At 71.7% G+C, this 12656-nt stretch carries 9 protein-coding genes; 7 read left to right on the plus strand and 2 right to left on the minus strand.

Going from position 1 to position 12656, the window contains the following annotated elements; translation table 11 throughout:
* Window positions 1–47: 47 nt before the first annotated feature.
* A complete protein-coding gene (locus tag OG293_RS22100) occupies window positions 48–3425 on the minus strand; it encodes an FtsK/SpoIIIE domain-containing protein (protein WP_406000514.1) in 3378 nt (1125 codons plus the stop codon).
* Window positions 3426–3855: 430 nt separating this feature from the next.
* Here OG293_RS22100 and OG293_RS22105 point away from each other — a divergent pair, with 430 nt between their 5' ends.
* The 4 genes from OG293_RS22105 to OG293_RS22120 all read left to right on the plus strand — a co-directional run bounded on the left by OG293_RS22105 (window position 3856) and on the right by OG293_RS22120 (window position 9253).
* The gene (locus tag OG293_RS22105; RefSeq protein WP_406000515.1) at window positions 3856–5526 is read left to right on the plus strand and encodes a serine/threonine-protein kinase; all 1671 of its coding nucleotides are present in this window, start codon (window positions 3856–3858) and stop codon (window positions 5524–5526) included.
* Between the two features lie 222 nt (window positions 5527–5748).
* Window positions 5749–7020, plus strand: a complete 1272-nt coding sequence (locus OG293_RS22110) for a serine/threonine-protein kinase (RefSeq protein ID WP_406000516.1) — start codon at window positions 5749–5751, stop codon at window positions 7018–7020.
* 172 nt (window positions 7021–7192) lie between these two features.
* On the plus strand, window positions 7193–8299 hold the full coding sequence (gene prfB / locus OG293_RS22115; protein WP_406000517.1) for a peptide chain release factor 2: 1107 nt from the start codon (window positions 7193–7195) through the stop codon (window positions 8297–8299).
* 264 nt (window positions 8300–8563) lie between these two features.
* Window positions 8564–9253, plus strand: a complete 690-nt coding sequence (locus OG293_RS22120) for a hypothetical protein (RefSeq protein ID WP_406000518.1) — start codon at window positions 8564–8566, stop codon at window positions 9251–9253.
* A 112-nt stretch (window positions 9254–9365) separates the two neighbouring features.
* Here the strand turns inward: OG293_RS22120 and OG293_RS22125 are convergent, their stop codons facing one another.
* Window positions 9366–9560: a hypothetical protein gene (locus OG293_RS22125; RefSeq protein WP_324974771.1), complete on the minus strand. Its 195-nt coding sequence runs from the start codon at window positions 9558–9560 to the stop codon at window positions 9366–9368.
* A 249-nt stretch (window positions 9561–9809) separates the two neighbouring features.
* On the opposite strand from OG293_RS22125, the gene ftsE reads away from it, so the two are divergent.
* From ftsE to OG293_RS22140, 3 genes are all read left to right on the plus strand, one after another.
* Window positions 9810–10499, plus strand: coding sequence for a cell division ATP-binding protein FtsE (ftsE, locus tag OG293_RS22130; protein WP_406000519.1), 690 nt, complete (start codon window positions 9810–9812; stop codon window positions 10497–10499).
* Between the two features lie 9 nt (window positions 10500–10508).
* Window positions 10509–11426 carry a permease-like cell division protein FtsX gene (gene ftsX / locus OG293_RS22135; RefSeq protein ID WP_406000520.1) on the plus strand — a complete coding sequence of 306 codons (918 nt, stop codon included), beginning with the start codon at window positions 10509–10511 and terminating at the stop codon, window positions 11424–11426.
* Window positions 11427–11493: 67 nt separating this feature from the next.
* Window positions 11494–12648 carry a S41 family peptidase gene (locus OG293_RS22140; RefSeq protein WP_406000521.1) on the plus strand — a complete coding sequence of 385 codons (1155 nt, stop codon included), beginning with the start codon at window positions 11494–11496 and terminating at the stop codon, window positions 12646–12648.
* Window positions 12649–12656 lie beyond the last annotated feature (8 nt).

Consider the following 12656-nt stretch of genomic DNA (forward strand, 5'->3'; position numbering starts at 1 on the left):
GGCCTTGTGACGGGATGTCCTGTCAATGAGGGGGGCAGTGCGGACGGTCAGGGGTGGGCCGGGGAGAGCGGAGGAACGGGCGCGGCCTCCACCGATCGCGCGGCTCGCTCAAGCGCACTGGCGAGCAGCGCCAGGTCGGTCGGACCGTTGCCCAGTTCACGAACGGGCCTGCGGGCCGGGGGATCGCCCATCCGCTCCCATTCGAGCGGCACCACGGTGGGACGCAAGGTCGCCGTACGGGGTATGCGGCCCGTCACCCGGCCGCCCTGGAACGGCGTCACCCGGCCGTCCGGATGCCCGAGCCTGCCCCGCCCCGGAGCGGGATCCTCGGGGCCCGGCGCGGTCGGCCGTGCGTCGAGCACGATACGCAGCCGGGCGCCCTGAGCCAGTTCGGTGTCGGCCGTACGGTCGGGGCGCGCGGACGTCGCCACCAGATGGACGCCGAGCCGCTCGCCGTCACGGGCCACCGCATCCAGCGCGCGGACGACCGAGCCCGCGGCAGGCCGTCCCATGCTGCCGAGCGCCGGGGCGACCAGCGCGTCGAAGTCGTCCACCAGCACGACGAGCCGGGGGAGCGGGGGCAGGACCTGCGCCTGCGTACGAGCGCCGGGGCGCAGCCGCAGCGTTCCGCTGGAGGGGGAGTCCAGGTCACCGCGCTGCTCGGCGGTGCTCGGTGGGCGCTGGCCCGCCCTCTGGTCCGCCGGCTCCCGCAGGCTGTGCCACTCGGCGAAGCCCACGCTGCCGAGCAGCTCGGAGCGCCGCTTCAGCTCGGCGCCGAGAGCTTGCGCGAAGGCCCGCATCCGGACCGGGTCGGACGCCACCAAGTGTTCGGTGACATGCGGCAGTTCGGTACAGGCCGCGAGTCCTTCGCCGCCCGCGCCGTCCACCAGCAGCAGGCCGAGCCGGTCGGGGCGGTCCGCGGCGGCCAGGGAGGCGGCGACGGAGCGCAGCAGTTCGGTACGGCCGCTGCCCGCCGGACCCTCGATCATCAGATGCGGGCCCTCCTCGGTCAGATCGACGCTGAGCGGGCCGCGCGGGCTCGCTCCGAGCACCACGGTGCCGTCGCTCGCCGATGCCCAGCGCGCCAGCAGCGACGCCGGAGTGGCGCGGGCCAGCTCCAGCTCGTCCAGGAGCCGCGCGGACAGAGGCAGGGTCGCGGCCCTGCCGGGGTGCGTGCCCGAGCCCTCGGAGCGCAGCGGCGCGAGAGCCCGGCCGAAACGCTCGGCCCAGGGAGCCGAGACCGCGTCCACCGCGCCGACCGTGCCGTGGCCGACGGGCTGCCCGCCCGCCACACGCATCAGCCGCAGCGCGGTCGCCACATCGCCGCTGAGCAGGGCGACCGCCCCGCACTCTCGGAAGGCGAGCGAGGCCGCGCAGGCGGACTCATAGGTCGCGGCGACCGGGGAGAGGGGAGAGGCCGCCTGTGTCTCGGCCAGACAGATCAGATGGATCCCGGCCGCCTGACCGGCTTCGGCCAGCCGGGCGGTCGTCTCGCGGAGCACGGCCGATCCCGGGTCACCGTCGAGGACGAGGACGGTCCGGGGCCCCTCGTACCGCCCGGCGGCCTCCGTGACGGACTTGTGGTCGGCGCTCGCCCAGCCGGGGCCGAGCGGGCCGTCGTCCAGCCTGCGGGTGAGCTCGGCGGTACGCGCCACGGCCTGGTCGCGGTCGTATGCGAGCAGGAGCCGGCAGTCCTGACCGTGAGCCGGGCGCAGGTGCGGCAGCCAGCCGAGCCAGGCCCACTCCGCCCGGCGCTCCTGAAGACTCCTGGCCCGGTCCGTGCTGATCAGCACGATCTCCAGATCCAGCGGGGAGTGGAGCGCGGCCAGCTGGGCCACGGCGGACCGGGCGAGACCCGCAAGCCGGGCCCTGGGGCCGGCGAGCCCGAGCGAACCGGCCTCGCGCAATGCGACCGTCACCGGCACCGACGGCAGCTCGGCCCGGTCGGCTGTACCGAGCCGCAGCACGAGCGACTCGGGGTGTGCGGGCCCGCGCTCCCACAGCCGGGGTCCGGGGCCGAGCGCGGTGAGCAGGACGGCGGCCGGGTCCGGCCAGGTCTCGACCAGAGGGGCGGCCCAGACCGGCGGCCCGGGCTGCGGCGGGAGCTCGGGGACCGTCTGGTCCCGGCCCCCGGCAAGCCGCCGCGCCCAGGCGCCTATGCCTCGTCTGCGGACGGTGCCCTCGGCCAGCCGGGTCCCGTGGGCGGGGGTGGCATGCCCCTTCGGCCCGCCTGCCGCGGCCCGGCCGGGCGTCCCCGACGTCCCGTCGTGGGTGTCGTCCGCCCTGGAGTGCTCGGCGTCGCCGGGTGCGCCACTTCGCGAGCCGTACGCGGGGGGCGGGTCGCCGTGGCCGGTGGTGCCGACCGGGGCCCCGGGGGCGGGGTCGTACTGAGCGGGCACACGGTGCGCGTGAGGGGCAGAGCCCGCCCGGGGTCCGGCCGTGGGGGCGCCGTCGGGCGCGGGGGAGCTGTCTCGGGAGCCTTGGGAGGCCCAGCTGGGGACCCTCTGACCGCCCGAAGCCGGGGTGTCCGACTCGGTGGCGCGCCCGCCGGAGGCGCCCGCGGCCGGACCCCGGGCGGACTCCGCACCGACGGATCCCGCACCCGAGGCCCCGGCACCACCGGCTGCCGCGGCACCGGACCCGGCGGCGCCCGGTTCCGGGGCCGGGGCACCTGTTTCCGGGGTACCTGTTACCGAAGCAGCTGTTCCCGGGGCACCGGTGCCGAATCCGCCTTCCGGCGGCGCCTGGTCCGGCCGGGAAACCCGCAGATGCCCCTCGCCGTCCGGCGTCGTGCCCAGCGACGGTGCCCCTTCACCGGGGGCGACTCTGAGTGTCGACTCGCCCAGCCGCAGCAGCGCCCCCGCGGGCAGCCGCACGGGACGCGCGCCCACCGCCGTGCCGTCGAGGGTCGTGCCGTTCGTCGAGTCGAGGTCGGCGACCGTGACCCGGCCGTCCTCGGCGACCGTGACCGCGCAGTGCAGCCGTGAGACGTCCGGATCGTCCAGCGGCACGTCCGCTTCGGCGGAGCGGCCGATGCTGATCCTGCCGCCGTGCAGCAGATGGACCCCGCCCGCGTCGGGCCCGGCGACCACATGGAGCTGGGCCGATGCGTCGGCCCACGGGGATTCGTCCTCGCCGGGGACCTGGAGTGAGAGCACCGCGCCGTCCACCAGCGGAGGCTCGCCCAGCGTGCGCCGCTGAGCGTCGAGCCGCTCCTGCCCCGCGTACAGCACGACGGAGCCCGAGACGTCGGGGCCGCAGACCGCAGCCGACAGTGCGGAGGCCACGGCGGCCAGTACCGTCCCGGCGGGTGCGGTGATCAGAACGTCGCACGCGCGCGTCGGGGAGGTCTGACCCGCGAGGGAGCTGTCCGCGGCCGCGGACTGCCCGCTGCGCGGCGCGAGGACAGTGAGCCGGATGTGCATCGCCGTCAGCAATCCCTTCTGCGCGGGGTGCCCGGCAGGGAAGCCGCCCTGTGATCCCCACCCGGCAGGTCGGCACGGACGCGAGGCTCCCTCCCCCACGACTCCGTGCTGAGGGCATCCTCGCACCTGCCACTGACAACACGCCCGGGGGCCACCGGTAAGTGATCTTGAATGGTCGGCTCTGGACGTAAAAATGGCTGGTTGGGGTCTGATCCGGAAGCCGTAGTGATGTGCACTGCACCCGCGTTCGGCAACCATACGTACGACTGTGACGTCTTCCCCTCGAACAGCGCCGGGCGGGCGACCGGGCGTACAGCGGAAGAGGAGCCACCGGCGACCCGTCCGGCGGCACTAAAGTGGGTCGGACACCCGCGCCGGGAACAGTGGCACGGGACCACGCAAGGACCACGATCAGCAGGGAGCACATGACGTGCGGCCGGTAGGCAGCAAGTATCTGCTCGAGGAACCACTCGGGCGCGGGGCCACGGGCACCGTCTGGCGGGCCAGCCAGCGGGAGACCGCGGGCGCCGAAGCGGCCGTCGCCGGTCAGCCGGGCGAGACCGTCGCGATCAAGGTCCTCAAGGAGGAGCTGGCGAACGACGCGGACGTGGTGATGCGCTTCCTGCGCGAGCGCTCCGTCCTGCTGCGCCTGACCCACCCGAATATCGTGCGCACCCGTGACCTGGTCGTCGAGGGTGATCTCCTCGCCCTTGTCATGGACCTCATCGACGGCCCCGACCTGCACCGCCACCTGCGCGACAACGGTCCCTTCACCCCGGTCGCCGCCTCGCTGCTGACCGCCCAGATCGCCGACGCGCTCGCCGCCAGCCACGCCGACGGCGTCGTCCACCGCGACCTCAAGCCCGCGAACGTCCTGCTCAAGACCGACGCCGACGGCCAGATGCACCCGATGCTGACCGACTTCGGCATCGCGCGCCTCGCGGACTCCCCGGGCCTGACCCGTACGCACGAATTCGTCGGCACACCGGCTTACGTCGCGCCGGAATCCGCCGAGGGCCGCCCCCAGACCTCCGCCGTCGACATCTACGGCGCGGGCATCCTGCTGTACGAACTGGTCACCGGCAGGCCACCGTTCGCGGGCGGCACCGCGCTCGAGGTGCTCCACCGTCACCTCAGCGAGGAGCCCCGGCGTCCCACGACCGTTCCCGAGCCCCTGTGGACCGTCATAGAGCGCTGCCTGCGCAAGGAGCCCACCCAGCGGCCCAGTGCCGAGAACCTCGGACGGGCCCTGCGCACGGTCGCCGCCGGCGTCGGCGTGCACTCCACGCCCGCGCAGGTGGACGCCGCGCTCGGGGTCGCCGCGCTGCTCGCGCCCGACCCCTCACCGGCCACGGTTCCCGGAATGCCGGGGGCGGCCGACCCGACGCAGGTGCTGCCCAGCAATGCCGGGTCGTACGACCCCAACGCCGCGACCAGCGTCATGCCGACCGGCGGGGCGAACACGGGCGACGCCGACCCGACCGCCATGATGCCTCCGGTACCTCCGGGCCCGCCGCGTGGGGAGGACCCGCACCCCTGGCAGTCCCAGCTCCAGGCGGCCCGCGACCGCAACGAGCAGACGCAGGTCCAGTACCTCGATCCGAGCCAGGACCCGCTGCGCCGGCGCCCCCAGCGCCAGCAGCCTCCGCAGCAGCAGTACCCGCCGCAGGGCAGGCCCCAGCAACAGCGCCCCCAGCAGCAGCCGTACGCCCCGCAGTCCCAGCAGTACCCGCCGCAGCATCAGCAGCAGCGGTACGCACCGCCCCCGCCGCAGCAACAGCAGTACGCGCCTCCGCAGCAGCCGCCGCCCCAGCAGCCCACGCCGCGTCAGGCCAGGCAGCCGCGCCAGCCCAGCCCCAACCGGATGCGGATCCCCGGCCTCGGCTGCCTCAAGGGCTGTCTGTTCACGCTGGTCCTGCTGTTCGTGGCGGGCTGGCTGGTCTGGGAGCTGACCCCGCTCCAGGACTGGGTCGCGCAGGGCAAGGGCTACTGGGAGGCCATCGGCGACGGCATCTCGAAGGTGTCCAACTGGATCTCGGATCTCGGCAGCTCGGACCCGGGCACCTCGAACCCCGGCACCGGTTCGGGCGCCGGACAGTAGCGACTCAGTAGCTTTGTCGACTTCTGGGGGCGGATTTACCCCGCAGAAGTGAACGTTGGCGCCATCCGGGGCACACAGCCCCCGATGGCCCGCGTACGTTACTCAGGTGCGCCTCGCGTGTCCCCGTCGGCCACGGTGCCCGGCCTGCCTTTCGGTCCGGGAGTCCGGGGGTCATCCCCCGGGCAGACACAGCGGGCAACGCCAGCCGCTGAGGGAGCAGTCTTGGCACGGAATATCGGCAGCCGGTACACGGCCCACCAGATCCTGGGGCGGGGCAGCGCCGGCACGGTGTGGCTCGGCGAGGGCCCCGAGGGGCCCGTCGCCATCAAGCTGTTGCGCGAGGACCTCGCGTCCGACCAGGAGCTGGTCGGACGCTTCGTACAGGAGCGCACCGCCCTGCTCGGACTCGACCACCCCAAGGTCGTCGCCGTCCGCGACCTCGTCGTCGACGGCAACGACCTCGCGCTCGTCATGGACCTGGTCCGCGGCACCGATCTGCGCACCCGCCTCGACCGGGAGCGCCGCCTCGCCCCCGCGGCGGCGGTCGCGATCATCGCTGATGTCGCCGAGGGCCTCGCCGCGGCCCACGCCGCCGGGGTCGTCCACCGTGACGTCAAGCCGGAGAACATCCTCCTCGACATGGAGGGCCCTCTCGGCCCCGCCGGATCCCACCCGGCGCTGCTCACCGACTTCGGCGTCGCCAAGCTGATCGACACCCCGCGCCGCACCAAGGCACTGCGGACCGCGGGCGGACAGACCCCCAGCCCTCCCGGCATCATCGGCACGCCCGACTACATCGCCCCCGAGATCGTCGAGGGCCTTCCGCCCCGAGCCGCGGTCGACATCTACGCTCTCGCCACCGTGCTCTACGAGCTCCTCGCGGGCTTCACGCCCTTCGGCGGCGGCCACCCCGGCGCGGTCCTGCGCCGCCATGTCACCGAGACCGTGGTCCCGCTCCCGGGCATCCCCGACGAGCTGTGGCAGCTGATCGTCCAGTGCCTGGCCAAGGCCCCGGCCTCCCGGCTGCGCGCCTCGGAGCTCGCCGCCCGGCTGCACGACCTGCAGCCCCTGCTGGCGGGCATGCCGCCGCTGGATGTCGACGAACCGGACTCCGAGCCCGAGCCGGAGCCTTACGAGGACACGGGTCCCGCCGCCGCGGGCGAGCCCCGCCGCCGGGGCGCCGTGCCTCTCGTCCCGGGCGCGGCCCCCGCGGACCCCAACCGTGACACCCACACCTCGATGCGCGTCCCCGCGCCGGACGAGCTCGCGGGCGGCGCACGCGGCACCGCCCGCGCGCCCCGCAGTCCGGGCCAGCGCCGGCCCGGCTCTGCCCGCCATAAGTCGGGCGCGGTCCGCAAGCGCCGGATCACCCTGGGCGTCGTGGCGCTCGTGGTGGCGGTGGCGGTGGGGGTCGGCGGCTGGCTGGCCACGAGCGACGACGGCACGGTCGCGCCCCCGCAGGACTCGAAGCAGTCGGCGCCCACGGAACCCTGAGCCCTCGCCCCGGCGTCCCGACCGTCCTCGCCCCGGCCTCCCGGCCGTCCTCTCATCGGCGTCCCGAACCGTCCTCTCCCTGGCCTCCCGACCCCGCGCTCCGGGCGGAGGGGGAGACTGTGCGGACACTCCTCGGGGTCGGGGTGTCGTGCCCACCCGTTACGCTGGACGCGTGGCAGTCGTCGATGTATCCGAAGAGCTGAAGTCCCTCTCCTCGACCATGGGGTCGATCGAGGCCGTCCTGGACCTCGAGAAGATGAGGGCAGACATTGCCCTGCTCGAGGAGCAGGCCGCGGCCCCGTCCCTGTGGGACGACCCGGAGGCGGCGCAGAAGATCACCAGCAAGCTTTCGCACCTCCAGGCCGAGCTTCGCAAGACCGAGGCCCTCCGCGGCCGGATCGACGACCTGAGCGTGCTCTTCGAGCTCGCCGAGGCGGAGGACGACGCGGACACCCTCGCCGAGGCCGAGTCCGAGCTCACCGACGTGCGCAAGGCGCTGGAGGAGATGGAAGTCCGCACCCTGCTCTCCGGCGAGTACGACGAGCGCGAGGCGCTGGTCAACATCCGGGCCGAGGCCGGAGGCGTCGACGCCTCCGACTTCGCCGAGCGCCTCCAGCGCATGTATCTGCGCTGGAGCGAGCGCCACGGCTACTCCACCGAGGTCTACGAGACGTCGTACGCCGAGGAGGCCGGCATCAAGTCGACCACCTTCGTCGTGAAGGCGCCGTACGCCTATGGCACGCTCTCCGTCGAGCAGGGCACACACCGTCTGGTGCGTATCTCGCCGTTCGACAACCAGGGCCGTCGCCAGACCTCCTTCGCCGGCGTCGAGGTGCTCCCCGTCGTCGAGAAGACCGACCACGTCGAGATCGACGAGACCGAGCTGCGCGTCGATGTCTACCGCGCTTCCGGCCCCGGCGGCCAGGGCGTCAACACCACCGACTCCGCGGTGCGGCTGACCCACATCCCGACCGGCATCGTCGTCTCCTGCCAGAACGAGCGCTCGCAGATCCAGAACAAGGCGAGCGCGATGAACGTCCTGCAGGCCAAGCTCCTTGAGCGCCGCCGCCAGGAGGAGCAGGCCAAGATGGACGCCCTCAAGGGCGACGGCGGTAACTCCTGGGGAAACCAGATGCGTTCGTACGTCCTTCACCCGTACCAGATGGTCAAGGACCTGCGTACGGAGTTCGAAGTGGGCAATCCCCAGTCGGTACTTGACGGTGAGATCGACGGCTTCCTCGAAGCCGGAATTCGCTGGCGCAAGCAGCAGGAGAAGTAAAACCTCTCTTTGTCGACAAGGGAACTGCCTCCTCCGGGGCGGCAGTTCCCTTTTATGTCACAGTTGCTTCGGTGCAGGTCAGGCAACCGCCTCATACCGGACATCGCACGCGCAACGACCTTGACGCGTCCGCGAAAAGTGGGAAGGCTGGCGCGCGGCATGCGTATCTCTGGGGTGCGTGTGAACGGGGGAGAGTTCAACCCCCCGCGGTCGCAGCCCCGGACGCTGCTCCATTGACGATGAGCTACTGGGGGTAGCAGCCTGATGAACAAGAAGACGCGGATCCGTGTGGCGCGTATAGCCGCCGGCGTGGTGATCGCCGCCGGCGCGTCGCTGACCGCCGCGGGCGCCGCTTCAGCCATTGGTGCCGACATCAACGTCGGTCCCCTCGGGGTTTCGGCCAACGCCAATGGCAAGGCCAACGCGAACGGCATCGACGCCGGCCTCGGTGTCGACGCGCCCACCGGCGATCCGACCGTGATCCCGACGGATGTCCCCACGGACATTCCGACCGACGTCCCGACGGACAAGCCGACCGGCAAGCCGACCGGCAAGCCGACCGGCAAGCCGACGGACAAGCCGACCGGCAAGCCGACGGACAAGCCCACTGGCAAGCCGACGGAAAAGCCCACTGGCAAGCCGACGGACAAGCCGACCGGCAAGCCCACCTCGGACCCCTCCGAGGACCCGACGAACCCGGGCAACGGCAACGGTTCCAACGGCGACGCCGGCACCTGCACCGTCGACCTCGACGGCGCCGAGTGCGCGGACAACACCGACACCGACAGCGCCGGCTCCAAGCCCGTCGAGCAGGGCAAGGCCAAGGAGGAGCTGGCGGAGACCGGTGCCGCCGGGACCACCTTCCTGCTCATCGGTGCCGCGACGATGATCGCCGGTGGCATCGGCTTCCGTATGCTGCCGCGTCTCGTCGGTGGCGGTCGCACGATCGCCTAGGCGACACAGCGCCTGGCACGGCTGGCTGAGCGGTGCACACGAGAAGGGCCCGGGGGCTTGCCCCGGGCCCTTCTCGTGCGCCTGAAAGTGTCTGAAGGACGGTTTACGCGGTTTACGCGGTCTGGTGCGCGGCGAGCAGTGCCACCGCGGCGATCAGCACCACGAGCAGGGTCAGCAGAGCCACCGGGCTCAGGCCGCCGAAGGGGCCTTCCTGCTGCAGCCGCTCGCGGTTGGCCCGGCAGACCGGGCAGCGACCCTCAGTGACCGGGGCCGCGCAGTTGGCGCACACCAATCGGTCGTAGGTCATGCGCTCTCCTCCTCCCGCGCGCCGGAGCCGCAGGCGCGGACCGTAAGCACAGTTCTCTCCTGACAACGCTCAAGGAAACGCAACCGTTCCCCTACCACTGTGCCAGCTCTCGCGCTTTTCGGCGCGCCCCGCCGGATTACGCCCGTTCCATTACCGGACAAAATGCGCAACCCGCGACGCCGACTGCGAGCCCCAGTCCGCTTCGCGTAGTGTCACGCACACCTACTCCCGGCCGACCGTGGTGCACCCGTGATCCGATTCGACAACGTCTCCAAGACTTACCCCAAGCAGAGCCGTCCCGCCCTGCGCGACGTCTCGCTCGACATCGCCAAGGGGGAGTTCGTCTTCCTCGTCGGCTCGTCCGGTTCCGGCAAGTCGACCTTCCTGCGGCTGGTTCTGCGCGAGGAGCGCGCCAGCCAGGGTCTGGTCCACGTCCTCGGCAAGGACCTGGCCCGGCTCTCCAACTGGAAGGTGCCGCACATGCGCCGCCAGCTGGGCACGGTCTTCCAGGACTTCCGGCTCCTGCCGAACAAGACCGTCGCCGAGAACGTGGCGTTCGCGCAGGAGGTCATCGGCAAGCCGCGCGGTGAGATCCGCAAGGCGGTCCCCCAGGTCCTCGATCTCGTCGGACTCGGCGGCAAGGAGGGCCGGATGCCCGGTGAGCTCTCCGGCGGTGAGCAGCAGCGCGTCGCGATCGCGCGGGCGTTCGTCAACCGCCCCATGCTGCTGATCGCGGACGAGCCGACCGGAAACCTCGACCCGCAGACCTCGGTGGGCATCATGAAGCTGCTGGACCGGATCAACAGGACCGGTACCACCGTGATCATGGCGACCCACGACCAGAACATCGTCGACCAGATGCGCAAGCGCGTCATCGAGCTCGAAAAGGGCCGTCTCGTCCGCGACCAGGCACGCGGCGTCTACGGCTACCAGCACTGAAAGGACGCCATGCGCGCCCAGTTCGTCCTGTCGGAGATCGGCGTCGGTCTCCGCCGCAATCTCACGATGACCTTTGCCGTCATCGTCTCCGTGGCCCTTTCGCTCGCCCTGTTCGGCGGTGCGCTGCTCATGAGTGAGCAGGTCAGCACAATGAAGGACTTCTGGTACGACAAGGTCAACGTCTCGATCTTCCTCTGCAACAAGAACGACGCGTCGACCTCTCCCAAGTGCGCCAAGGGAGCCGTAACCGCCCAGCAGAAGACGCAGATCGAGGGCGATCTCAAGAAGATGGACATCGTCGCGAGCGTCCATCACGAGGGTGCCGAAGAGGCGTACAAGCACTACAAGGAGCAGTACGGGGACACTCCGATCGCCTCCACCATCACGCCGGACCAGATGCAGGAGTCGTTCCGCGTCAAGCTGGACGACCCAGAGAAGTTCAAGGTGGTCGCGACCGCCTTCGCCGGCCGGGACGGCGTGCAGTCCGTCCAGGACCAGCGCAACATCCTGCAGAACCTCTTCGACCTCATGAACGGTATGAGAGTCGCCGCCCTCTGCGTGATGGGCCTGATGCTGGTCATTGCGATGATGCTGATCGTCAACACCGTGCGCGTTTCGGCGTTCAGCCGCAGGCGTGAGACCGGCATCATGCGGCTCGTGGGAGCGTCCAGCTTTTACATCCAGATGCCGTTCATCATGGAGGCGGCCTTCGCCGGGCTTCTCGGCGGCGGTGTGGCCTGCGTCATGCTGCTGCTGGGCCGGTACTTCATGATCGACCACGGGCTGGCACTGTCCCAGAAGATGCAACTCGTCAACTTCATAGGCTGGGACGCGGTTCTCACCAAGCTGCCCCTGGTTCTCGCGATCGGCCTTCTTATGCCCGCCATTGCGGCATTCGTCGTTCTGCGCAAGTACCTCAAGGTGTGACAAGCACCCCTGGCGTCGTGCGGCCAACGGCCGTACGACGCCTTTCGCTTGTCCTAGAGTGGTCGCCATGCCGGGCCCTGAGTTCCGCCGTCGGCCCCGCCGCATCGGCCGCGGGGCGGCCCTGACATTGGTGTTCGCCATCGTTCTCGCCACTGCCGCAGCCACCAACGGCCTGCCGCGCGACCACGAGAAGGAGCCTGCTCTCTCCGCTACCCGCTCGGCCGCCGTGACCGTCCGTGACAATGTCGCCCGCGCCGCCGCCGAGGCGGTGGCCGACGGCAAATCCGGCACGGAGGCGGCCGAGGAGGTCGTCAGCCGCAGCGGCGACCGCTGGGGCGCGGTGTACGACAAGAAGGAGTACGAGGAGTTCGAGCAGGCCCTCGACGGCGAGTACACCGGTGTCGGTCTCACGGCGAAGCGCGCCGCCGGCGGGCAGGTTCAGGTGGCCCGGGTCCAGCACGGCGGCCCCGCCGACAAGGCGGACATCCGGGCCGGAGATCTGCTGCGTACGATCGACGGCCGCCCGGTCGCCAAGCGTCCCGTCACCGAGGTGGTGGCGCTGCTGCGCGGCGGCGACCGCACCAGCGTCTCGCTGGGGCTGGAACGCGATGGCCGGGCGTGGACCGAGAAGCTGATGCGCACCACCCTCACCACCGAGGCGGTCACCGTCCGGCGACTGGGGGGCGGCGCCGTTGTGATCAAGGTGGTGTCGTTCACCAGGGGCTCGGGCGCGCGGGTGCGCGAGGCGGTCCAGGACGCCCCCGCCGGCGCCGGCGTCCTGCTGGATCTGCGCGGCAACGCCGGCGGCCTGGTCGCCGAGGCTGTCAGCGCGGCCTCGGCCTTCCTGGACGGCGGTCTGGTCGCCACCTACGACATAAGGGGCGAGCAGCGCGCGCTGTACGCCACCCCCGGCGGAGACACCGAGCGGCCCGTCGTCGCACTCGTCGACAGCGGCACGATGAGCGCGGCCGAGCTGGTCACCGGGGCGCTCCAGGACCGTGGCAGGGCGGTCACCGTCGGCTCGCGCACCTTCGGCAAGGGCTCGGTCCAGATGCCCAGCCGCCTTCCCGACGGCTCGGTCGCCGAGCTGACCGTCGGCCACTACCGCACACCGGCCGGTCACAGCGTCGACGGCAGGGGCATCACCCCGGACCTCACCGCGAGTCAAGGGGCCGAGGAGCGGGCCAAAACGGTATTGAGTGGCCTCGGGGGTGGGTCGTAGTGCGAAAA

The organism is Streptomyces sp. NBC_00829, from assembly GCF_045161795.1.
Classification (GTDB): domain Bacteria; phylum Actinomycetota; class Actinomycetes; order Streptomycetales; family Streptomycetaceae; genus Streptomyces.